The sequence below is a fragment of the Methylobacterium sp. GC_Met_3 genome (assembly GCF_026540775.1).
Classification (GTDB): Bacteria; Pseudomonadota; Alphaproteobacteria; order Rhizobiales; family Beijerinckiaceae; genus Methylobacterium.
This window is the reverse complement of sequence record NZ_JALNUL010000057.1, coordinates 1-22,112: the sequence shown is the minus strand read 5'-3', so window position 1 is coordinate 22,112 and position 22,112 is coordinate 1. Positions and strand designations below refer to the sequence as shown.

At 64.1% G+C, this 22,112-nt stretch carries 20 protein-coding genes and 1 pseudogene; 11 read left to right on the top strand and 10 right to left on the bottom strand.

Annotated elements, in window-relative coordinates:
* The 4 genes and pseudogenes from OXS27_RS28445 to OXS27_RS28430 form a co-directional block, all read right to left on the bottom strand.
* Positions 1-720, bottom strand: a pseudogene (locus OXS27_RS28445) (sorbosone dehydrogenase family protein); the annotation flags it as partial.
* Positions 717-1,154 (bottom strand): DUF2231 domain-containing protein, encoded by a 438-nt coding sequence (locus OXS27_RS28440; RefSeq protein ID WP_346733021.1) that lies wholly within the window; start codon positions 1,152-1,154, stop codon positions 717-719. The pseudogene OXS27_RS28445 and the gene OXS27_RS28440, both read right to left, overlap by 4 nt.
* A gap of 262 nt (positions 1,155-1,416) precedes the next feature.
* Positions 1,417-2,595, bottom strand: coding sequence for an efflux RND transporter periplasmic adaptor subunit (locus tag OXS27_RS28435; protein WP_243916786.1), 1,179 nt, complete (start codon positions 2,593-2,595; stop codon positions 1,417-1,419).
* Positions 2,596-2,659: 64 nt separating this feature from the next.
* Positions 2,660-5,854, bottom strand: coding sequence for an efflux RND transporter permease subunit (locus tag OXS27_RS28430; RefSeq protein ID WP_267360704.1), 3,195 nt, complete (start codon positions 5,852-5,854; stop codon positions 2,660-2,662).
* Positions 5,855-6,176: 322 nt separating this feature from the next.
* Between OXS27_RS28430 and OXS27_RS28425 the strand changes: the two genes are divergently transcribed.
* Positions 6,177-6,842, top strand: a complete 666-nt coding sequence (locus OXS27_RS28425) for a response regulator (RefSeq protein WP_267360702.1) — start codon at positions 6,177-6,179, stop codon at positions 6,840-6,842.
* Complete coding sequence (locus tag OXS27_RS28420) at positions 6,839-8,221, top strand: ATP-binding protein (protein WP_267360700.1); 1,383 nt, start codon at positions 6,839-6,841, stop codon at positions 8,219-8,221. Before OXS27_RS28425 ends, OXS27_RS28420 begins: the two co-directional genes overlap by 4 nt.
* Here OXS27_RS28420 and OXS27_RS28415 read toward each other — a convergent pair.
* Positions 8,205-8,540: a cytochrome c gene (locus OXS27_RS28415; protein ID WP_243916793.1), complete on the bottom strand. Its 336-nt coding sequence runs from the start codon at positions 8,538-8,540 to the stop codon at positions 8,205-8,207. The genes OXS27_RS28420 and OXS27_RS28415 overlap by 17 nt on opposite strands.
* A 15-nt stretch (positions 8,541-8,555) precedes the next feature.
* Complete coding sequence (locus OXS27_RS28410) at positions 8,556-9,788, bottom strand: molybdopterin-dependent oxidoreductase (protein ID WP_267360697.1); 1,233 nt, start codon at positions 9,786-9,788, stop codon at positions 8,556-8,558.
* A 1,144-nt stretch (positions 9,789-10,932) separates the two neighbouring features.
* Here OXS27_RS28410 and OXS27_RS28405 point away from each other — a divergent pair.
* Entirely contained in the window at positions 10,933-12,117 is a 1,185-nt protein-coding gene (locus OXS27_RS28405) for a glutathionylspermidine synthase family protein (protein WP_267360695.1), read from the top strand.
* A gap of 289 nt (positions 12,118-12,406) precedes the next feature.
* On the opposite strand, the gene OXS27_RS28400 is transcribed toward OXS27_RS28405, so the two are convergent.
* Entirely contained in the window at positions 12,407-13,138 is a 732-nt protein-coding gene (locus OXS27_RS28400; RefSeq protein ID WP_243916807.1) for an autoinducer binding domain-containing protein, read from the bottom strand.
* Positions 13,139-13,309: 171 nt separating this feature from the next.
* Between OXS27_RS28400 and OXS27_RS28395 the strand changes: the two genes are divergently transcribed.
* Together OXS27_RS28395 and OXS27_RS28390 are read left to right on the top strand one after the other, a co-directional pair.
* Positions 13,310-13,942, top strand: a complete 633-nt coding sequence (locus OXS27_RS28395) for an acyl-homoserine-lactone synthase (RefSeq protein ID WP_267360693.1) — start codon at positions 13,310-13,312, stop codon at positions 13,940-13,942.
* Positions 13,943-14,320: 378 nt separating this feature from the next.
* On the top strand, positions 14,321-14,773 hold the full coding sequence (locus tag OXS27_RS28390) for a MucR family transcriptional regulator (RefSeq protein ID WP_267360691.1): 453 nt from the start codon (positions 14,321-14,323) through the stop codon (positions 14,771-14,773).
* A 346-nt stretch (positions 14,774-15,119) separates the two neighbouring features.
* On the opposite strand, the gene OXS27_RS28385 is transcribed toward OXS27_RS28390, so the two are convergent.
* Genes OXS27_RS28385 through modA form a run of 3 tightly spaced genes read right to left on the bottom strand, consistent with a single transcriptional unit; the run spans position 15,120 to position 16,653 of the window.
* A complete protein-coding gene (locus tag OXS27_RS28385) occupies positions 15,120-15,629 on the bottom strand; it encodes a hypothetical protein (RefSeq protein WP_243916121.1) in 510 nt (169 codons plus the stop codon).
* A 2-nt stretch (positions 15,630-15,631) separates the two neighbouring features.
* Positions 15,632-15,841 carry a molybdopterin-binding protein gene (locus OXS27_RS28380; RefSeq protein WP_243916122.1) on the bottom strand — a complete coding sequence of 70 codons (210 nt, stop codon included), beginning with the start codon at positions 15,839-15,841 and terminating at the stop codon, positions 15,632-15,634.
* A gap of 32 nt (positions 15,842-15,873) precedes the next feature.
* Positions 15,874-16,653: a molybdate ABC transporter substrate-binding protein gene (gene modA / locus OXS27_RS28375; protein ID WP_267360688.1), complete on the bottom strand. Its 780-nt coding sequence runs from the start codon at positions 16,651-16,653 to the stop codon at positions 15,874-15,876.
* A gap of 143 nt (positions 16,654-16,796) precedes the next feature.
* On the opposite strand from modA, the gene OXS27_RS28370 reads away from it, so the two are divergent.
* From OXS27_RS28370 to OXS27_RS28345, 6 genes are all read left to right on the top strand, one after another.
* Entirely contained in the window at positions 16,797-17,165 is a 369-nt protein-coding gene (locus OXS27_RS28370) for a winged helix-turn-helix domain-containing protein (protein ID WP_243916124.1), read from the top strand.
* 218 nt (positions 17,166-17,383) lie between these two features.
* Complete coding sequence (locus OXS27_RS28365; protein WP_267360686.1) at positions 17,384-18,127, top strand: substrate-binding domain-containing protein; 744 nt, start codon at positions 17,384-17,386, stop codon at positions 18,125-18,127.
* A 308-nt stretch (positions 18,128-18,435) separates the two neighbouring features.
* Positions 18,436-19,245, top strand: a complete 810-nt coding sequence (locus OXS27_RS28360) for an EAL domain-containing protein (RefSeq protein WP_243916126.1) — start codon at positions 18,436-18,438, stop codon at positions 19,243-19,245.
* 30 nt (positions 19,246-19,275) lie between these two features.
* The gene (locus OXS27_RS28355) at positions 19,276-19,632 is read left to right on the top strand and encodes a hypothetical protein (protein ID WP_267360684.1); all 357 of its coding nucleotides are present in this window, start codon (positions 19,276-19,278) and stop codon (positions 19,630-19,632) included.
* A gap of 110 nt (positions 19,633-19,742) precedes the next feature.
* A complete protein-coding gene (locus OXS27_RS28350) occupies positions 19,743-20,930 on the top strand; it encodes a sensor domain-containing diguanylate cyclase (protein WP_267360681.1) in 1,188 nt (395 codons plus the stop codon).
* A gap of 227 nt (positions 20,931-21,157) precedes the next feature.
* Positions 21,158-22,112, top strand: a 955-nt coding sequence (locus OXS27_RS28345) for an AMP-binding protein (protein WP_267360679.1), incomplete at its 3' end; no start/stop codon positions are given.

Here is a 22,112-nt window from a genome sequence, read left to right as displayed (position 1 = left end):
GATCGCCGCGCGTCCCTCCTCGACATCCATCCCGTTTTCGGCAGCGTTGCTGTTGGACCCGACGCCGACATAGAGCTTCGATCCATCAGCGCTGGCGACCATCGCCTTGGTCCAATGGTGGTTGATCGGGCCGGCCGGTAGATCCGCGAGTTTGGTCCCCGCCTCCTTGATCTCCGTCTGCCCGGGCTTGAACGGATAGGCGATGATCGCGTCGGTGTTGGCCACGTACAGCGTATCCGCCACCCACGCGACGCCGTAGGGCGAGTGCAGATGGTCGACGAGCACCGTCTTCAACTCCGGAACGCCATCGCCGTCGGCATCGCGCAACAACGTGATGCGATTACCACCTTTGTCGGCAGCACCGCCGCGGGCCTTGATCAAACCCGAGATGTAGTCCTTTGGCCGGAAAGGCTTGGTACCGGGGCCGTTGCTTTCGACGACGAGGATGTCGCCGTTGGAGAGTGGGTAGACGATACGCGGATGCATCAGCCCGTTCGCCATAGCCTGGATGCGCAGGCCGGCGGGAACCGTGGGCGTTTCCCCGGCCTTCCAACCGACAGCCTGCGGCACGCTCATCGGCGGGATGAGATACTGATGAGGCTCAGGAAGGTCCGGATTCGGTCCGTATTGTTTCGAGGGATCGCCTCCCTGGTCGCTGCAGCCGGCGAGCAGAGCGACGATCATCAGGCCGGGAGCCGCGCGGAAGCGCTTCATGGTCATGCGTTCTCTCCCCGGGCGGGAGTTTTTAGGTAGGTCACGCACCAGCCGCGAAGGCCGGCTATGAGAAGCAGGATTGCGACGATGGCCGAGACGGTGATTCCGGACGGAACGACGGACGTCCAGCCATCGCGTGTGTGAATGAAGTCGTTGACGATCGAGAGCATCGCGGCGACGGCCAGCAGGCCGAAGTCGGGCCAGCTGATCGGCCCGGCCCTGCCAAGCACGAAATCCAGCACGAGCACGAGCGCAGCAAATAAGGCCAGCACGAGCCCGCCGGTGATCAGCCACGCCGAGAAGTTGGCCCACTGTATCAGCGCATTACTTAAATACATGGAATCCGTAAACAGTGCAGCCATCAGCAGGGCCCCGCTAAGTCCGACGAACAACGGGTGCAGCTGCCTGGGAGTACGGGCCCCTCCAATTTGCCTAGCCATGTTTTCTTTCAAAGAAGCAATGAATTGAGAAAGCTAGGTCGCGTATTTGCGAAACGTGGCTTCTCAGGAAAGGGACAAGCGCACTTAGTCGCTTTATCGCGAATGCGCCGCCCCAACGCCGTAACGTCACTGAGACCGCAATGAGCTGAGCTCGCTGAGAGCCGTCCGTCTCTTTCAAAGCATGAGGCTTGGCACAGCGCACGATCGTCATGAAGGTCGATCGATACGCGGAGTGCTGCTGACCTTGAAGGGTTCTGCAGTGTCATTCCGCCGATGCGGTGTGCGGGGCGTCATCCTGCCCGACGACGCGGACGAGGTCCCCGGAGGCTATGAACTCCTGCGGGTTGTCGATGAGCCTTTCGGCAGGTGTAATACCTGCGCGCACTTCGATGTCGGTGCCAAGGTTGCGACCGAGCGTGACAGGCTTCAGCGCAACGCGATGGTCGTCCTGCACTTGCGCGACGAGGGTGCCATTGCGATTGAACACCAAGGCCGTCGCGGGCACGCGCAAGGTCCCCGGGTTTGAGGGAACGTGGAATTGCACCTCGACGAAGGCGCCCGGCCAGAGCCGTCCGTCCGGATTGTCGGCTTGCAGCTCGACGAGCCCCTTGCGCGAGTCCTCCGCGATGGCGTTCGCGGTCGATGTGACCTCGGCGGTGAACGTCTCCTCCAACCCGGGCACGCGCATGGATGCCTTGAGGCCCGGCTTCATCGCGCCGAGAAACGCCTGCGGGACATTCACGTAGACGCGCACGCGATGGATGTCGGAAACGCGGTAGAGCGGCTTCCCCGAGGTTCCACCAGCTGTCAGAAGGTCTCCGATATCGACGTTGCGCGCGGTCACGACGCCGTCGAAGGGGGCCCTGATTTCCTTGAACCGCGTCAGTTCCTCAAGTCTTCCGACATTCGCCTGCTGGGCAACGATGTTTGCCTTTGCGACTGACAGGGCCGCGGTGCGCGAGGCCGCGGTGAAGCGGTCTGTGTCGCCCCGCTCCTCGCTCGACCAGCCCTGCGCCACGAGCCGGGTGGTGCGCTTGTTGGTGGCTGCGCTGAGGTCGGCATTCGCCTGGGCTTGATCGACGGCCGCCTGGAGCTGAGTCAGCGTAGCGCGCGCCTCGGCGAGTTGCTGGTCGAGATCGGGGGCGGAGATCTGAACCAAGACTTCGTCCTTACGGACTCGTGCACCCAGGTCCTTATGCCAGGCTGTGACGTAGCCGCTGGCACGCGCATAGAGGGAGCCGGTGTAATAGGCGCTGAGCGAGCCGGGCAGGCTCAAGTCTTCGTTCATGGGCCCGCGTTGGGCATGGACCACCCGAACGGTCGGCACCGCCTGACGCTCGGTCCAGGCATCGACCTGCTGCATGCTCTTCGCGCGGTCACTGATGCCGACCCAAGCGAGTGCAGCGGCCCCGACCGCCACGCTCGACAGAAGTGTGGCCACGTTCCGCTTCGAGGGCATCTTGGGCTCCGGGGCGTCCTCTGGAGTGTGCATACGGAGTCCGGATTCAGGGAGACGGGGACAGGATGGCGTCGGTTGCGGCGTGGGATGACGGGTCGGGCGCGGCCGCGCCGACGCGGCGGGGCCGGCCGTGCACGATGCTGAAGACCACCGGCACGAAGAACAGCGTCGCCAACGTAGCGAAGAGCAGGCCACCGATGACGGCACGGCCGAGCGGCGCGTTCTGACCAGGCTCGATCGCCATGGGTGCCATGCCGATAATCATCGCGAGTGCGGTCATCATCACAGGCCGTAGGCGCGTCGCCCCGGCCGCCAGAGCAGCTTCGAATGCCGTACGACCGGCGTGGAGCTGCTCGCGGGCGAAGCTGATGACCAGGATCGAGTTGGCGGTGGCCACACCCATGCACATGATCGCCCCGGTCAGCGCCGGAACGGAGACGTGCGTGTGGGTGGCAAAGAGCATCCACACGATACCGGCCAGCGCGGCAGGCAGCGCCATCACGATGACGAACGGGTCGACCCAGGATTGGAAGTTGATGACGATGAGCAGGTAGATGAGCACGATGGAGAATGCGAGGCCGACCAGCAATTGCTGGTAGGCGTTGGCCATCGTGATCGCCTGCCCGCGCACTGTGACGGTCGATCCCTTCGGCAGGTCTCCCCGCGTGTCGTCGATCGCCCGCTGAATGTCCGCCGCGACGCCCCCGAGGTCGCGGTCCTGCGGCGTGGCCAGGATGTTGACGGTGCGCGCGATGTTGTAGTCCGTCACCACGGCACTCAGCGGCGCGGGGGAGACAGTCGCAAGCCCTCCCAGGAGCTGATCCGAGCGGGCCGCGGTGATCGGCAGGTTGTTGAGGTCGCCCAGCGTGTCGATGGCATATTGCGGCGTCTGGACAGATACCGGGTACGAGACGCCATTGCGTGGGTCGAGCCAGTAGGTCGGAGCGGTTTGCGTGCTGCCCGAGAGACTGGCCTGGATGCTCTGGGCGGCATCGCCTTCGGTCAGGCCGACGACACCGGCTAGGGCACGGTTGAAGTCGACCTTGAGGGCTGGATTTCGCGCCTGCTCCTGGATGCGGGCATCGGCGACCCCAGCGACCCGGCGGACCCGCGCCAGCAGCTTATTGGCGTAGGCGCGGCCGCCCTCAATGTCGGCGCCGGCCACCTGCACGTCCAGGGCGGCCGGTGAGCCGAAGTTGAGGATCTGGCTGACGATGTCGGCTGGCAGGAACGAGAAGGTCACGCCGGGGAAATCCTGTGGCAGCCGCTCGCGCAAGCCCCGGGTCAGTGCGGCGGTGGAAGCCCCTTCTCCCTCGTTCAGCGTCACCAGCATGTCGGCATCGAAGGTGCCGATGGTGCCGCTATTGCCGTAAGAGATGTTGATACCGCTGATCGGCAGGCCGATATTGTTGACGACGCTGGCTACGCGCTCCTGCGGGATTAGGGCGTGCACCCGTCCCTCGATCCGCCCGGTCAGCGCCGTCATCTCCTCGATACGCGTACCCGTCGGAGCCCGCAGGTGGATGCGCAGCGCGCCCGCATCAACTTCGGGGAAGAAGTCGCGTCCGAGATAGGGGACGAGGCCGAACGACACGGCGACCGCCGTGAGAAAGCCTCCCGCAAACAGCTTCCGATGCGACAGCGCCAGGGCGAGCAGGCCGAGATAGCCCTGACGCAAGGCTTCGAAGCGTCGCTCGAAGCCACGCTGGAAACGGGTGAAGGCCCCGGGGCCTACGCCCGCGGCGTCACCGTGTGCATGTTCGGTCAGCAGATAGCGGGCCAGCGTCGGCACCAGCGTGTACGTGAGGACGTAGGACGCGATCATCGCAAACACCACCGCCATCGCCAACGGCCGGAACAGGAAGCCGGCGACGCCGCCCAGCGCTAGCAGCGGCACGAAGGCAATGCAGATGCAGAAGAGGGCGATGGTGGCCGGCGGCATGATCTCCTGCGCGCCGCGGGTGATCGCCGTGACGATGTCCTCGCCAAACTCCTCCATGTGCCGGTTGATGTTCTCGATCGTCACGGTGGCATCGTCGACAAGGATGCCGACCGCGAGCGCGAGGCCGCCGAGCGTCATGACATTGATGGTCTGACCGAGCACCGAGAGGGCGATCAGCGAGCACAGGACGGCGAGCGGAATCGACACCGTGATGATCAGCGTCGAGCGCCAGCTTCCCAGGAACACGAGGATCATAAGGCCGGTCAGCGCTGCGGCGATGATACCCTCGCGTACCACCGCCACCACGGACTCGCGTACGAAGCCCGACTGATCGGCCACGTATTTGAGATCGACGCCGGCCGGCAACGTCGCCTGGATTGTTGGTATCCGAGCCTTTACGCCAGCGATGATGTCGAGGGTCGAAGCGTTGCCGATCTTCAGGATCGACATCAGCACGCCCTTCTTGCCGTCGAGCTGAACGACGTTGGTCTGCGGCGGCGAGCCGTTACGGACGTGGGCGACGTCGCGCATGAACACCACGGCGCCGTCCACGACCTTGACCGGCAGGTCGTTGAACGCCTCAATCGTCTTCGGGGAGTCATTGAGATCAACGATCCACTCGTAGGTGCCGATCTTCTGGGTCCCGACCGGAGTGATCAGGTTCTGCCGGGCCAATGCCGCGCCGACATCCGCCGCCGAGAGGCCATGGGCGTGGAGCGCCGACTGATCGAGGTCGATCTGCACCTGTCGTGCCGCGCCGCCGTAGGCGTAGGGAAGTTGAGCCCCCGGGATCGTGGTGAGCTGCGGCCTGATGAAGTTCTGGGCCAAGTCGTTCAGCGCCGACTGTGAGAGGGTGTCACTCGACAGGGCCAGCTGAATGATCGGCACGCTTGACGCGTTGTAGGCGAGCATCAGGGGGGGCGTGATTCCCGGCGGGAGCTGCTTGAGCTGCGTTTGAGAGATCGCGGTGACCTGCGCCTGAGCGGCCGTGATGTCGACGTTGGGCTGGAAGTAGATCTTCACGATCCCGTAGCCAGGGACAGATTGTGACTCGATGTGCTCGATGTCGTTGACCGTGGTCGTCAGCGACCGCTCGAACACCGACACGATGCGTCCGGACATGTCCTCCGGCGGAAGACCGGTATACTGCCAGACGACGCTGATCACGGGAATGCCGATACTCGGAAAGATATCGGTTGGTGTCCGGAGTACTGACATGACCCCAAAGATCAGGATCAGGATCGACATCACAACGAAGGTATAGGGTCGAAGCAGAGCCAGTCGGACGATCGCCGCCATTGCCTTACCTCTGCCGTGATGGATGCCCGCGTCGGAACCACGAGCTGCGAACGCCAACGTATCGTATAATGCATTCATCTGGCCAGTGCGGCAATTTGATGGTCTTGCTGCCGAGCGCGCATTAGAAAAATTGAGAAACAATTCTAAGATAGGCTTCAGATCGGACTTATATTTCTTGATTGTGGTATGTGTATACGATCTGCGGCAGATCTCGTCATTTGTTAGGAGATGAAACGGCGTGAATGATATTACTAAGCAGCAGCCGCAATGCCCTCAAATGCTGGAATTGCGGCACAGGATCCTACCTTGACGTGGACGACCTATGCGCATCCTCGTTCTCGAAGATGATCCGATGCTCTCGGATGGTTTAACCTCGGGATTATCGTTGCATGGGATGTCCGTGGAGTGCGTATCGACATGCTCGGATGCCGTCTCGATCTTCGATGCGACGCATTACAGCGCGGCGATCTTGGATCTCATGCTGCCGGACGGCTCCGGACTCGACGTGCTGAGCCACATCCGTGCGCGGGACAATACCATGCCGGTCATGATCCTCACCGCGATCGACGCTGTTGCCGACCGCATCGCAGGGCTCGATCGGGGGGCGGATGACTACATGGGAAAGCCGTTCGACCTCGGTGAACTCGCGGCTCGGCTCCGTGTCATGATCCGACGAGCGGCCGGACGCGCCAACCCGATCTTCACGTGGCGTGATCTCACAATCGCATTGAGCCACCGGTCGGTCACCCGCGCGGGCATCGTTCTCAGTCTGTCGCGCCGTGAATTCGCGGTGTTGGAGGCGCTGATCGAGCGGCCCGGTCGGGTGCTGTCCCGAAGCCAGCTTGAGGCACGCCTCTACGGGTGGAACGAGGAGATCGGCAGCAACGCTCTTGAGGTCCACGTCCATAATCTGCGTGCCAAGATCGGCCGAGATGCAATCGAGACCGTACGCGGCCTGGGCTATCGCATCCGAGAGGACCGCGCGTGAAGTCCTTGCGCATGCGCCTGTTCGCGACCTTGGTCACCGCCACCGGGCTGGTCTGGTTCGCCGCCATCGCCTGGGCCTATGTCGATAGCCGCGCCCAGTTCGAAAACATCCTCGACCGCCGCCTGATGGAGGCGGCCCGCATGGTCGACAGTCTGTTCACCCCGGTTCAGGCAGGGGTCGCGCGGCAGGCGGATGGCGCGGGCGCTGCGCCCGGCCGGATGGTGAGCTACGATCGACATCTCAGCTGCCAGATCTGGTCGCTGGATGGGCGCCTCATCGGGGCCTCCGCCGGATCCCCGGATCCGAGCCTGTCAGATCAGCGCGAAGGGTTCTCCACTAGGGTCGTCGATGGACAGGCGTGGCGGGTCTTCGCCCTGTCCGACCCGGCCAAGGGTTTCCGCATCCTCGTGGGCGACAATCTCGGGCAGCGGCGCCAGCTGGAGCGCGGCCTCGTCGGCAGCCTGCTGCTCACCGCCGGCTGCGTGCTGCCGATCCTCGCGCCGCTGATCTGGTTCAGCGTCGGCCGTGGCCTGCGACCGCTGAATCGCGCGACCCGCGATCTCGCTGCCCGGGACGCCGACAACCTGGAACGGGTCGAGGTCGGCCAGATGCCGTCGGAGATCCGCCCCCTGGTCGATGCGCTGAACCGGCTGTTCGGCAAGGTCGTGGCGGCGCGCGAACACGAGCGCACCTTCCTGGCCTATGCGGCGCACGAGTTGCGCACGCCGCTGGCCGGGCTGAAGACGCAGGTCCAGGTCGCCATGCAGGCGCCCGATGCCACTATGCGGGATGCTGCCCTCGCCCAGACTCTGAGCGCGGTCGATCAGTCGGCGCGCCTCGTCCAGCAGCTCCTGACCGTCTCGCGCCTCGACAGCAGCGTAGGCCCGATCGCCACCGTCTGGATCCCTGTCGAGGAGCGCCTGCGCGACCTGCTCGCCGCGATGGGCGGGTTGCCGGCGCTCGAGCGGGTCGCCTTCGGTCCCGGCGTCATGACAATCGAGATCCGCATGGACGAGGACCTGTTCAACCTCGCCATGCGCAACCTGATGGAGAACGCCCTGCTTATGACCCCGCCGGACGGGGTGATCACTTGGGACGCCGCGCTCGGCGCGGACGGAGGCGCCATCCTGTCGATCACCGACGACGGGCCCGGCATCGCCGAGGCGGAGAGGGCCCTGGTGATCCGCCGCTTCGTGCGCGGCAGCCGGCGGGCGAAGCTCGGTAGCGGCCTCGGCCTCTCGATCGTCACCATGGCGCTGGAGCAATCGGGTGCCCGCCTGCACCTCGCGGGACGGGACGGCAGCCCGGGCCTCAGGGCGAGCGCGATCTTCGGCCCACGGCTCGCCAGACGTGCGACGCCGGCTAGGGCTCGCCTTTGATTCGAGCGAGGTAATCGACGATCACCCGCGCATCCTCCGATGTGATTGGTGCCTTGTAGGCGTTGATCATCTTGTCGACGACCGTATGCCACTCCTCCCGGGAGAGGGCCGGCTGGTTCAGGGTGTGGTCGGCGGAGTGGCAAGCCGTGCAGTTCGACGCGATGACGTCGGATCCTGACCCATTGGGGAAGGCGACATCGTCACCGACGGGCAGGTCAACCTCAGGCGTCGGGTGAAGCTCCAGCGGCGTTGCGGCGAGGGCGGATGACGCGCTTGCGAGGAGGCTGGCCAGCGCAGCGGTGCGGATGAATCGGTACATGGTTGCGCTCACCCCTCAGGCCGCCACGAGTTCGAGGGCCTCGACCTGGTTGGACATGTAGCCCCCGGGGTTCCAGACGCGCCGGATCGGCTGAACCATCCGATCGGTGTTGGTGCAGCGAGTCATTACTGTATGCGCCCCGCGGGCGGCGAGGCTGATCGTGGATTGCCACCGCCGGAAGCCATAGGTGCCCTTATCCTTACCGAGGATCGTAGGCTGCCAGGTCCGACCGCCGTCGAGCGACAAGTCCACGGCGGCGACACCGCGGTCGCCACCGAAGGCAATGCCGCGCACCGGTTGCGGAACGCCGACCGGGATGGTGTCGGACGGCTTGAGATTGGTTACGAACGAACGAGGCAGGTTCCGGGTGATTGGGATCAGGCTGTAATCCGTCTGTCCGGGCTCGACCGTGTGGTTGAGCGTGTCCGGCACACGGTAGCTCCGCGTGGTCCAGACGCTGGTGTCGGGGTGATCCATCACCGCGATGTCGTCGAGCATCTTGATCCAGTAGACGGCGGACCAGCCGGGGACGATGAGCTTCAGCGGAAAACCATTCAGCATCGGCAACTGCGCGCCATTCATCGCGAAGGCCAGCATCACCTCGCCGTCGCGGGCGTGATCGATGTCCAAGGCTTTGACGAATTTGGGGGCGTCAGGCAGCAGCGGCTCATCGAGCCCGCCGAACCGCACATGGGTGGCCCCGCCCTTCACGCCGGCCCGGTCCAGAACGTCCCGGAGGCGCACGCCCGTGTAGAGGGCGTTGCTCATCGAGCCGTTGGCCCACTGAGCGCCCGCGACCCGAGGTTGCGCGTAAAGGCGCGAATTGCCAGCACACTGGCTGACTGCTGCGATCTCGAAGCGTGGCAGGTCGCGGATCAGCTCCTGCAGCGACAGCGCCTGGGGACGCTCGACGAGGCCCCGGACCTTCAGGGTGAAACGGTCGGTGTCGACGTGGGTCGGGAAGGTGGCCCAGTGCCAGCTCACGAAATGCCGATCGTTCGGCGTGAATACGCCAGTGTCGAAGACCTCGAACGGCGTCTCCAGCCACGGCGGCCGGGTGCGCTGGACGATCATCCGCCCCTTCTCGGGATAGGTCGCAGTCAAGGGGCGGGTGCTCGGACCGCCTGGGACATGAAGGTCGACGGTCTCGGCGTGGGCGCGGCTGGCCAGCAGGCCCATTCCGCCCAAGGCGGCGGCCGACAGCAGCCCGCGGCGGCTCGGAGTTGATAATGTGGAATGCTTCGGCATCGAACTGACGGTTCCGCTGAGCCCAAGCCCATCGGGCCGGCGCGCGGTCCTCCACACCTCTCAGCTTAAGGGCGCCTTAAGTGAGCGGCGGCGTGCCGTCGGCCGACCTCCCGCGAGCCGTGTGTCGGGATTGCTGTGTGGCACTGCATCAACGAGGGTTCGGTCGATAGCTAGAACCCGGCGGTCGGCGCCGGCCCGATCCGTGCCGGTGCCTGTAAGTGACGACCTGTCGAGGACTTCCAGTGTTCGATTGGCAGGAGGCATTCCTACCTGGAATCCTTGCTGGTGGAATGTCCGCTTCCGAGCTTTCGCATGACCGGGCTGAATGACCGGAACGGGCGCACAGCCGAACGTCCGGTTTTGCGCGCTCAAGCGATCTGGCGTGACGTAGTCTGGCCGAAAGCGGAATGGCTGCTTTGGATGAGGTCAGCCGGAAATGCGGACGTTCCGCTGGCGAGCTGCGCACGACGCGCAATCGGACGGGTGGTGCTGTCGCCGATCGCCACGACGCTCTGTCGTTCCGGGTTGGATTTCCCCCACGGTGTTGCTGTTAGTTACACATACTGCGTGAGCGCTTGATTATCCATGGTAGTGCCAACCTGGGTTTTCAGCGCCGCAATCGCATTCAGAACGAAAAAAGTAACCGACATTTTGGTAGCGTCTGAGTCGAAAACAGAGGATCCCCGATGCTGCGGCGCGGTGCTCAACCGATCTTCGGCCGTCGCGCTGTTTCGTCACCGGGTCCGAGTCCATCAGGCGAGCGCAGCAGGCCGATTCTGAAGCGATCGCATCAGGTCACCCTCGTGCTGCTCGGCTCAACTGCACTCGCCGGCTGGCAGTACAGTCGGACCGCCCCGCCGAGCCACCAACCACAGCAGGTGGTGGAAAGCCCGGCCCAACCGAGGTGTGATCGTGGCGGGAGCTCCGCCTCACCGGGATGCGGCGATGGGCGATCACCGGCGCAGGATCCCACCGGCAGGAGCACTGGGTCATCGTCATCCGGCGGTCCTGGTGGATCTATCGGTTCCTTCCATGGTGGCGCATCGTCCGGGGCATCCGGAGCGAGCACCGCCACGGGCACCACGACGTTCGGCGGCTTCGGGGGATCGGGTCGTGCGGTGGCCGCGCACGGCGCAGGCGGGTGATGGGCCGCCACCTCCTCAACCCACGTGAAGATTGGCGCACGATCGCCGCGGAGGCCGGCTACGACTTCCACACCAGCGAAGACGCTCACATTGTCTGGTGCGAGGACGCTGCCTACGCCTTCACCCTCGAGCAGATCGAGCAAGACCTTGAGGCGCCGACCGCTGAGCTGCACCGGCTGTGCCTCGACCTCGCCGCCGAGGTCGCAGAGAGCCCGGCGCTGATGATGCGCCTCGGCATCCCGAACTGGGCCCACGGCCTGGTAGCGCGCAGCCACCGCGCCCGCGACCCGCATCTCTACGGCCGCTTCGATCTAGCCTACGACGGCGCCGGGCCGGCGAAGCTCTTGGAGTACAATGCCGATACGCCGACTGCCTTGTTCGAGACGGCGGTGTTCCAGTTGCGATGGCTGGAGGACAAGCGTGTGAGCGACGCGCTGCCGCCGGGCGCGGACCAGTTCAACTCGGTCCACGAGCGCCTGCTCGCCCGCCTCGTCGAGATCCGGGCCCGGGTCGGCAATGCGCTGCATCTGACCTGCATGACGGAGTTCCCCGAGGACCGCGGCACGGTTGGGTACCTCGCGGATTGCGCCGCGCAGGCCGGCCTGAAGGTGCGCCTCGTCGACGTGTCAGACATCGGCCTGCGCCAGGATGTCGATCGCCAGACCTTCGTCGATCGCGGCGGCGAGCCAATCCGCCTGTTGTTCAAGCTCTACCCGTGGGAGTGGCTCCTACGGGACAGCTTCGGGCCGGCGATCGTCGCCAGCGGCACGACCTTCTTCGAGCCGGCGTGGAAGATGGTCCTGAGCAACAAGGGCATCTTGCCCCTGCTCTGGGAGCGCCACCCCGGCCACCCGAACCTGCTGCCAGCCTACTTCGAGGACGACCCGCGCAAGTTCGAATTGGGGAAGAGCTTCGTCCTCAAGCCGCTGCTGGGGCGCGAGGGGGCCAACGTCACCATTGTCACGAACGGGCAGGTCGCGGCTGCTGAGGACGGCCCCTACGCCCGGAGCGGCTATGTCCGCCAAGCGCTGGCGAACGTCCCCGAGTTCGACGGCCGCCGTGTCGTGATCGGATCGTGGGTGGTGGGCGACGAGTCAGCTGGGATGATCCTACGCGAGAGCGTAGGGGTCATCTCGAACGATACGTCGCAGCTCGTGCCCCATTTCATCGAACCTGAAGACTAGACACGCCTGCCCTTGGTTAAGATTTATGCGTAGCTATTTTCTCTGTCATCCTTAGTACGGTCATACGCTCCTCATCGGAGAACGATCGAAATGCCTTTATCAGACGCGCCAGAACGATCAAGTCATGATAATCGGCAGGACTGTTCTGTGTTTCGGCATACCCGTCGTGAAACACGGTCATGTTCACGCCGAGCGCGGCCGAGATTGAATTTATGAGGCGTTCGTCCCGCTCGTCATCCGTCAACGTCGCGCCTCCGGAGCCCGGCTGCCCCCATGCCTACCTAGCTACCTAGACGATTATGCCTAACCGAAAACCCTCAGCTACCGACTGAGCCCGGTTGCGGGTTCTCAGTTTGGTGCGCACACGGCGGAGATGGGAGTCGATCCCGTGTTCCGAGATGCCCATGATCTCTCCGATTTCCCAGTCCGTTTTGCCTTCGGCCGCCCACTGCAGGGTTTCACGTTCCCGTGGTGAGAGCTTTGACCGCGTAGCGATAGGCTGGCCTCGCATCAGCAGAGCATGACCGAAGGCGTAGCTCGCGATCAGCGTGAGCATGCCGCGATGCTCCGGAGCGATTTCGAGCTGGGATCCGGCAAAGCTCATCCCCCCGACTTCGCCCTCCATGGTCGTCAGCGGTACCGTGTACCCATCACGAAGATCAAAATCTGCCGCCTCATGCATGACCCGGCTGGCGGTCGTCGTCGCGGGCGGGGGCAGAACAGGATCACTCCAACGGAAGCCGGCTTGTTGCTGGAAGGTCAGCGCGACGATCGGGTCGTGCGTGGCGTACCCCCGGCTGAGGTACCGTGAACGCCATTCCGCCGGCACGCTTTCCATGACTAGGAACTGGCGGTTGAAGCTGACCAAACTCGTCGGCGTCGGGAGAAGCCCCGCGATGATCGCGTCGATGCCGAAGCCCGTGAGCTGTCGCTGCACGGCGGCGATGACCTCCGGGATGCTCCCGGCTCGATCGAGCTCTTTGAGCAGCTTGAGCGTGTGATCGAGGGACTTTCTGCTCACGGCATATCCTGACCACGAACGCTGAGGGCGCCCATCCCGGACGAAGTTAGGGGATGAGACGCCATACATCCAGACGAAGCCGGCGATCGCGCAACGAACATGCCGACACCACGCGTTCGCGTGGTGTCGCGCGTCCGAACGGGCGGGCACACCACGTACAGAGGTGTTTCCATGATCCAAGTCATTACTGCAGCTAATATCGCGCAGAACGCCGAGCTGATGGAACAAGTTTGGCGGTTACGCCACAAGATCTTTGTCGAAGAGATGGGCTGGTCTGCGATCGCACGGGACGACAAGCGCGAAATCGATGAATTCGATGATGAGCATGCCGTCCACCTCTTAGCCGTGGAAGATGACGAGGTAGTCGGATACTCCCGCTTGCTGCCGACTGTACGTCCCTACGTCATGTCGAAGCATCTTCCCCAGCTCTGCGAGGCCGCCCCTCCATCGTCCCCGCACATCGTCGAATGGAGCCGGATCGGCGTCGCCGGCCCGGCACGTACGTCTGGTCGACGGCTCAACCCGACCGCGCTGGCGATCCTCACTGCGATCGTCGAGTGGGGACTACCGCGCGAGCTGAAGGGCTTCGTCTCCGAGATGCCGACGAGTTGGCTGCTGCGGCTGCTCCAACTGCACATCCACGCGCTGCCCCTCGGACTTCCGCAGATGATCGACGATGTGGAGATCGTCGCCGTCAACGCGGGCTTCGACGCACGGAGCCTGCGCCAGCTGCAGAAGATGCGTGGGACCACGGAGTCCGTCCTGTCCCCCGAGAGCCGAGTCTCGGCCCGTTTGGCGAGCTGAAGAAGGTCCTGCCGTGCCACGAACGACACCAGTCGATATTGATCCGCATGACGGCATACGATCGCGTTTAGAGCGAGCGGTCGAGCAAGCCATAGATCTTCGCCGAACGATCGTGGAGCTTCAGGATCCCGCCTTGCGCGAGATTGTCGATGTCGTGCTGATCGAACTCGGGCGTCGTGTGGCCGAGCAGACGCTCCGACGATCCAAACTAAGCTGACGCATCGAATGAGGATCGATGCGCCGGCCGGGCGTCGCCGCATTTCAACCGCCTCCTCCGCCGGATCGAAGGGACGATCCGGCGGAGGAGCTTATCACCACGACACCCGTCCTCTGTGAGCGGGGCCGATGTTCAAGCCAGGCCGCGAAAGGGAAAGAGTTATGCTTGATCACCGCGAACACGAGACACAGGACGCTAGATACGCAGACATCACTGTCGCTATAATTTCAGCCTACGTCTCGAAAAACCATCTCGCGCGCGCTCAGCTTCCGCAGCTCATCGCGGACATTCATCGTGCCCTGTGCTCGTTGGATCGCGGGCTTGTCGTCGAGACCGCGCTGGGTAACGAACCCAGCTCACCCACCGCGGCCGAAATCCGACGGTCCATAAGAGCTGAGGCGCTGACCAGCTTCATCGACGGGCGTGCGTACCGAACGCTCAAGCGGCATCTGACTGCTCACGGTTTCTCGCCCCAGAGCTACCGCGCGCGGTTCGGTCTGCCCGCCGATTACCCGATGATCGCTCAGGACTACGCGGCTAAACGTTCGGCACTTGCAAAGGCGATCGGCCTCGGTGTGCCGGGCGCACAGATCGTACGGCAGGCAGCTGAGTAGAGTGCTGAGGATCTCTACAGGCCCGTCGACCAATGATCTTGAGTGTCGCGCGCCACGATTGCCCTTACCGGAGTGATCGACAGCTTGTCATTGACTGGTTCTGCGATGTGGAGGCCGCTGCTTCCCAGAAAGCGACCTTCCGCCCTGGGTTCACCATGGGCGCGGGGCAACTGACCGGAACTGGCCGAAAGCTGCCGGTCTGCTTCGGAGAAGGTCTGCTGCAAAAGTGGACGGTCGCGTAACGACCCTACCCGGCCGCCAGGACCGCAGTTGGCGTTTCTCCAAAGCGGCCGTTCTATCTTCGACTCAAGTAGGCTCGCCGAGGATCCCCCGCGCGGGGGTGCAGCTACTCGGCTTTGAGAAGGTCGAGCTTGATCTGCTGGCTCGACGCGCGGCTGATCGCGATCGTCACAGCACCGGCGGCCAGGGCGAAGCGAACGCTCTTGCGCACCTCTGGGCAACCCTTCTTTCCGCTGTGGGACGCGGGCTTGAGGGTGGAGCGGCCATCCTGGCTGACATCAATCCAGGCCTCGTCTGACAGCGTCACTTGGTACATCCCCGCGGCTGGCACCGTAGCCGTCACGAAACCCGCGAAGGTATCGGGCTTCGCTTCCTTCTCGGATGGGACCGGCAGCGCGACCTCCGCGGCTGGGTTTAGGATAAGCTGCGCTGCGCTGACGCCGCCCGACAGTGCTGAGCCAGACGCAAGCGCGGACAGGTTAGGCGCGCCGAAGGCGGCACGTTCCCGCGCCACCGACCATGCAAAGCTCGCGCAGGCCGGGGCATCCTCGGCCCTGACCGTGTTGACCGAGAGGGCCACAAGCCCAGCAGTGAGGATGGCGCGGGAGATGATCATCGTCAGTCGACCGCGACCATGACGTCGGACGCCTTGATCACGGCGTAGGCCGGGCCGCCAACGGTGAGCCCCAGGCTGTCGACCGCCTCGTTGGTGACGGCTGCGGTGACGATCTGTCCGGGCATGATCTCGATCTTCACGTGCGCCGTCGTGGCGCCCTTCTCGATTGCGGTCACCGTGCCCTTGATGATGTTGCGTGCGCTGATCTTCACGATGTCTGCCTTTCAGAGCCGCTCAGGGCCGATTAGTTCTTGCCGCTATCGATGATGCTGAAGCCTTGAGCCTCGAAGAAGGGCTTGGCTGCCGCGCTCCGAAGGTAGTCCAGGAAGCGCTTCGCGCCATCGCCCTTCGCGTCCGCCGTCACGGCGAACGGGTAGACCACGGGCGGATGGCTGTCGGCCGGGAACACACCTACGACCTTCACCTTGGGATCGGACTTCGCATCACTCTCGTAGACGACGCCGAGGGGTGCCTCGCCGCGTGAGACCAGCAACAGGGCCGCCCGCACGTTATCGCCCTGCGCCAGACGCGGCTGGATCCGGGCCCACAAGCCGAGCTTCTCGAACGCAACCTTCGCGTACTTGCCGATCGGCACTGAGTTGACCTCGCCAGTAGCCAATCGGCCGTCCGGCCCCAGCGCCGCCGCGATGGCTTCCGGTGTGAAGGCGATCGCACTCTCCTTCGCGTCGGCCGGTGCGATCAGGACGAGGCGGTTGCCGAGCAGGTTCACCCGCGTGTCCGGTCGAACGAGGTTCTTTTTGGCGAGGTAGTCCATCCATTCCAGATCGGCCGAAGCGAACAGATCGGCGGGGGCCCCGCTCTCGATTTGCCGGGCGAGGGCCGAGGATGCCGCATAGCTCGCCTTGAGTTCGACGCCCGACTGAGCGGTGAAAGCCTTGCCCGCATTGTCCAAGGCGTTCTTGAGGCTGGCCGCAGCGAACACGGTCGCGGTGTCGGCGGCTTGAACTACCCCAGGGGCGAGAAGCAGGGCGGCGACGAGGCCGGTGCGGATCAGGCTGCGCATACTCGGAACGGTCCTAGGCCACGTGTGCGTCGGCTGCGCTATATCCTGTGGAATACAGCGCTGGGAAGTCGTAATCGTGTTGGCTATGGACCCCCGATGAGGCGGCGCGATAGCTCACAGCGTAGGGCAGACGAGAGGTGCGGGTGGCAAGCCTCAGTATCCGGATCGACGTCGGACCCGGCAACCGCATAGGTCCGGGTAAGGTGCAACTTCTGGAGATGATCGCCGAGCATGGCTCAATCTCCGCGGCCGGAAGGGCGCTCGGGATGTCGTATCGCCGAGCGTGGCTATTGATCGAGGCGATGAACGATGGCTTTGAGCGACCTGTCGTAGAAGCACAGATTGGCGGTAAGGCCGGTGGCGGTGCGCGCCTGTCGGCCTTCGGCGCCGATCTCATCGCGCACTACCGCGCGATCGAGCGAGCCGCTGACAAGGCTGCCGCGCCATTTCTCGATAGGATCGCCGCTCCAGCACAAGGCAAGGACGACGTGCCGCCGAGCGCCGTCTCCTGAGTAGAATATGTAGAAGCCGACAGGATGCTATATTCGACCTGATACAGCGGCTGCTTCTGCCAACTCACGCCCCTGTAGACCGCGTGTCCCCGTCTCCCGAAACCGGCCATGCCCCGGATACGCATTGGTCCCGGCTTGGGGTAGCAAGCAGATCCATCAAACGCTACCGAGGATGCAGGTGGCGGCCATTCCGCCTTATCCTGAACGACGCCCACGCCATGACATCGTTGAGCGATATCCCACCTACGGTCACCGTTCTGATCTCCGGAGGCTTTGAGCTAGCCTATCGAAGGGCGATCCCGAACTTCGAGCAGGAGACTGGCATCAAGATTGAGACCCGGTCGGGGGCCTCGCAGGGAACCGGCCCGAAGACGATCCGCTACCAACTTGATCATGGTGCCGACGTCGATGTCGTCATCCTGTCCAACGAAGGGCTCCATGAACTCATCGGCGCGGGCCTGATCGCCGAGGGCTCGATTGCCGAGCTTGCGACCGCTCCCCTTGCGGCTGCCGTGCAGACGGGCGCGCCGAAGTCCGATGTTAGTTCAGTTGCGGCGCTCACCCAGACCTTGCTGGATGCCCGCCTCGTCGTGATGCCGGGCAGCACCAGTGGTCTCTTCATCCAGAGGGAAATCCTTCCAGCGCTCGGCGTCGCCGACAGGGTTCGTTTGAAGGTCTACCCACGAGGAACTGACTCTGCCGCCGCGCTGGCAGCAGGCGAGGCTGATCTTGCGCTGGGGCCTATCAGCGAACTCGTCAACATCCCTGGCATCGAGCCAGTTGGCGCTCTCCCCGACGCGGTTCAACTCGTCCAAACGTTCAGTGCAGCAACGGTGGCGACGGCCAAAAACCCAGATCTGGCGAAACGGCTGATTGCTTTTCTACAGTCCGACAAGGCCGAAGCCGCAGTGAGAAAAGTCGGGATGGAGCCGCTCCGGTCAGGTCGCGGATCGGCTGCCTAGGATGCTGAGGCGTCCGCTTCGATGCATATGCCACTCATGAGCGGACCGGCAGGAAATCACCCATCCCAGCCATTCAGGCGCGCCCACCGCCGGGGCTGGATGTGGCCGAAAGCGGCCGGTCTGCTTCGGGAAAAACCGAACGGCAAAGCAGACAACTCGTTACCGACCCAACCCCAACGCACAGCCTTGCGAGCGCGCCCCGAAACCGAACCTTCACTCGGGTCTTTATTCGCGTCGAAAATTCACGTCAGCGAAACCGTCAAGCTGTTAGCTGGGTTCGATCAACGCCAATATGAGAAGCTCGAGCTATGAAAAGGGGATGCCAGGGTTGCCAGGCTGGTGAGCCGCTGCCCTTTGAGTTCACAATGGCGTTCCATCCCATCCTCGACCTCCATCGACATGGTGTGTGGGGCTATGAGGCATTAGTCAGAGGCGTCTCGGGTCAAGGCGCCGGTCATATCCTCGCGATGGTTGATGAGGCAAACCGCTACAAGTTCGATCAGGCCTGTCGTGTGAAGGCGATTGAGCTAGCGAGCGCCTTGTTCGTCGAACCAGATACCCGTCTGTCCATCAACTTCATGCCCAACGCCGTCTATGAGCCAGCCGCTTGCATCCGGGCGACGCTGGAGGCGGCGCGTCGCGTCGGCTTCGCACATCAGCAGATCATGTTCGAATTCACCGAGAACGAGCGCATGGCCGATGTCGCTCACGTTCAGCGCATCATCACCGAGTATCGCAAGCAGGGCTTTGCCACCGCCCTCGACGACTTCGGTGCAGGGTACGCTGGGCTCAACCTGCTCGCGAGCTTTCAGCCTGACTTCATCAAGCTCGACATGGAACTGATCCGCGGCATCGGAGCGTCGCACGCTCGCCGGACCATCGTCGTGGGTGTGGTTGCGATAGCACGTCAGCTGGGCATCGCGGTGATCGCCGAGGGCGTGGAGACAGAAGACGAGCTCGACACTCTGCGTGCGACCGGCATTCATCTGTTCCAGGGCTATCTGTTTGCCAAACCTGCCGTGGCGAGCCTGCCGACGGCCTGGCTCCCACAGCGAGGCTCTGCTGGATCAAGAACGGAGACTGGCGTGGATGCTGGGCTCGGCACGCGCGCCGCCTGAGCATCTCCGAACTGACATGCGAGGCCTGCTGTGCTCACTTTCGAAGCCATCTCTCTCGACATGCTACTCACCCTTGAGGCGGATCAGCTCGACGCCCTGCCGTTCGGGGTGGTCGGACTGTCATCGGCGGGTATAGTCGAGATCTATAACGCCACAGAGGCGCAGCTGGCTGGTCTCCAACGCGAGACCGTCCTCGGCACGCACTACTTCTCCGTGACTGCGCAGTGCATGAATAACTTCTTGGTGGCGCAGCGCTTGGAGGACGAGGCGGAGATCGACGAGATCATCGACTATGTGCTCACCCTACGCATGCGCCCCACGCCCGTGCGGCTGCGGCTGCTGAAGGCGCCGCAGACCGATCGCCGCTATATCCTGATCCAGCGCTGAGCGAAGCCGCCATGACGACTGACCTCGAAGCCGAGAATGCGGCGCTGCTCCAATTCCTCTACGCCTGCCCGGCCGGTCTCGTCGAGTTCTCGGCGGCCGGTGCCATTGGCATGGTCAACCCGGCCGCGATGGGCCTTCTCATGCCGATCGCGGGTCGTCCGTTCGTCATCAACCTGTTCGACGTCATGGACGGCTGCGCGCCAGAACTGCGCAACATGATCCACAACTTCGCACCACCGCAGGGGACGGTCTGTGACGGCCACCGCATCGTGACCGGACGCGGGGAGCGGTCGACCATCCTGGCCTGCACCATCGTGAAGCTGACCGAGGATCGCTACGTCGCGACCCTTTCCGATGTGACCGAGCAGGTCGCCCGCGAGCGGCGGTTGAAGCAAGCCGAGACATGGTTTGCCTCCCTGCTCGACGGCGTCGATGATGTGGCTGTGCTCTCGCTCGATGCGAACGGCTGCGTCGACGCGGCAACGCCCTCAGCGACGCGCCAGACCGGTTTCACGGAAGCCGAGCTCCTCGGCAGACCGCTTGAATGGTTCGACCGCCCGGACCGCGCCACGGCGATGCCTCTGCCCGGTGAGGCGATCGCCGTGGCGCGACGGGACGGCTGGTACCTTCACGAGGGCTGGCACGCCCTGGCCGACGGCGGGCGCTACTGGTGCCAGCGCCTGGTCGCCGTGCGCAACGAGGCAGCGGGGGCTGCTGCGGGATATACCCTGGTCATACGAGCGGTGACCCGCCAAGGGCGTGACACGGCCGATTTGCGCAGGATGTTGACGCGCGATCATCTCACGGGTGCGAGCAACCGGGCTCATTTCTTCGAGACGGCGGAACGCCAACGTGTACGGGCACTCCGGGATGCGGGATCGTTGGCTCTCGTGGTCCTCGATGTCGATCACTTCAAGCGCGTGAACGACGAGCACGGGCATGCGGCGGGTGACGCGGTGCTACGTGAAGTCGCGCGCCGCTGCGAAGCGGAGTTGCGTCCTGAGGACATCTTCGCCCGTTTGGGGGGCGAGGAGTTCGTCGTGCTCCTTCCAGAGTCCTCGCTTATGAAGGCCTCTGCGGTCGCCGAACGCTTGCGCACCTCGCTCGCACGTGAGCCGATCGTTACGGGCGGGATCGAGCTGCGCATCACCGCAAGCTTTGGCTGCTCTGCGTTGGATACGGATCCGGCCGCATCCCTGGCTGGCCTGCTCGCGGCCGCGGACAACGCGCTGTACAAGGCCAAGCGTTCGGGCCGCGACCGGGTTGAGCTGTCACACCCAAATCAGGCCGCGGCCTGAACGCTGGTCATCCTGCGATGCTTTCGCGAAGCGCCCTCGCTACCGTCCTACAGAGCCTTCTCATCGCTGAACTCCTTGCCGCGCGCGGCCGCGGGAATCCTGCCGCGCGTCTGCCGGTACACCTGCCATCGGCATGGCCCGAGACCACGCGAATCAGTTCTGGAGCTGGAGAGGGGTTGGGCTGCGACTCGCTGGAGCGATTGTGGCTAGCCTCCGCGGTCAACGAGATGTTCCACCTCCACGAGGCGGGCGGTGAGGATGGGCTGCTTGCGGACACCACGTTCGGGGCCTGGATTGAGCGGGTCGAGGCCGCCTGGCGCTCCGGTGTCACGTCGGTCACCTTTACGAGCTCGGGGACGAGTGGGCGACCGAAGCGCTGCGCGCATACGGCCGATGCTCTACGCACTGAGATCGCGTTCCTAAGTGAGCTGTTCCGGAACAGGCGACGCGTCTTCTCCCTTGTGCCGACCCACCACGCCTACGGCTTTCTGTTCGCCGCGCTCCTGCCCGATGCGCTCGGCGTCGACCATGTCGATGCGACGAAGCTCGGCCCTGCTGAGATTGCTCGCAGCCTCGCGCCCGGGGATCTCGTCGTCACGTTTCCCGACCGCTGGCGTTGGCTGGAGCGCTCGCTGCCCAACTGGCCGGAGGACGTCGCTGGCGTGGTCTCGACCGCCCCGTGTCCGCGAGACTTAATCGCAGCGCTCCGCGAACGCGGTCTGGCGGCGATGGTAGAGGTGTACGGCTCGTCAGAGACGGCCGGCGCGGCTGTGCGCCCCTGGCCGGAGTTCTCGTATAGCCTCATGCCACACTGGCATTTCGTCGAGCCAGTCAGCGAGGATGCACCAGAAATTATCGATCGATCTGGACGCCGCCTCTCGTTACCGGATCGCATCCGGATGCTAGGCGGGGGGCGGTTTGAGCTAGCGGGCCGACGGGATGGTGCCGTACAAGTCGGCGGCATCAACGTGTACCCTGACCGGGTCGCGGCGCGCCTCCGTGATCGGCCCTGCGTTAAGGAGGCAGCGGTGCGTCTGATGCGCCCGGAGGAGGGCGTCCGTCTGAAAGCCTTTATCGTACCCGAGGTGGGAACTGATCTGACCGCATTGCAGGCGGACCTCTATGCATGGATTGACAGCATTTTGCCGACCGCGGAGCGACCGACAGCTCTCACATTTGGAT

Coding starts and splice junctions, on each gene's coding strand:
- OXS27_RS28440 (WP_346733021.1), bottom strand. CDS start 1,154: ATGGCTAGGCAAATTGGAGGGGCCCGTACTCCCAGGCAGCTGCACCCG.
- OXS27_RS28430 (WP_267360704.1), bottom strand. CDS start 5,854: ATGGCGGCGATCGTCCGACTGGCTCTGCTTCGACCCTATACCTTCGTT.
- OXS27_RS28425 (WP_267360702.1), top strand. CDS start 6,177: ATGCGCATCCTCGTTCTCGAAGATGATCCGATGCTCTCGGATGGTTTA.
- OXS27_RS28415 (WP_243916793.1), bottom strand. CDS start 8,540: ATGTACCGATTCATCCGCACCGCTGCGCTGGCCAGCCTCCTCGCAAGC.
- OXS27_RS28410 (WP_267360697.1), bottom strand. CDS start 9,788: ATGCCGAAGCATTCCACATTATCAACTCCGAGCCGCCGCGGGCTGCTG.
- OXS27_RS28405 (WP_267360695.1), top strand. CDS start 10,933: ATGGGCCGCCACCTCCTCAACCCACGTGAAGATTGGCGCACGATCGCC.
- OXS27_RS28395 (WP_267360693.1), top strand. CDS start 13,310: ATGATCCAAGTCATTACTGCAGCTAATATCGCGCAGAACGCCGAGCTG.
- OXS27_RS28390 (WP_267360691.1), top strand. CDS start 14,321: ATGCTTGATCACCGCGAACACGAGACACAGGACGCTAGATACGCAGAC.
- OXS27_RS28385 (WP_243916121.1), bottom strand. CDS start 15,629: ATGATCATCTCCCGCGCCATCCTCACTGCTGGGCTTGTGGCCCTCTCG.
- modA (WP_267360688.1), bottom strand. CDS start 16,653: ATGCGCAGCCTGATCCGCACCGGCCTCGTCGCCGCCCTGCTTCTCGCC.
- OXS27_RS28365 (WP_267360686.1), top strand. CDS start 17,384: ATGACATCGTTGAGCGATATCCCACCTACGGTCACCGTTCTGATCTCC.
- OXS27_RS28360 (WP_243916126.1), top strand. CDS start 18,436: ATGAAAAGGGGATGCCAGGGTTGCCAGGCTGGTGAGCCGCTGCCCTTT.
- OXS27_RS28350 (WP_267360681.1), top strand. CDS start 19,743: ATGGTCAACCCGGCCGCGATGGGCCTTCTCATGCCGATCGCGGGTCGT.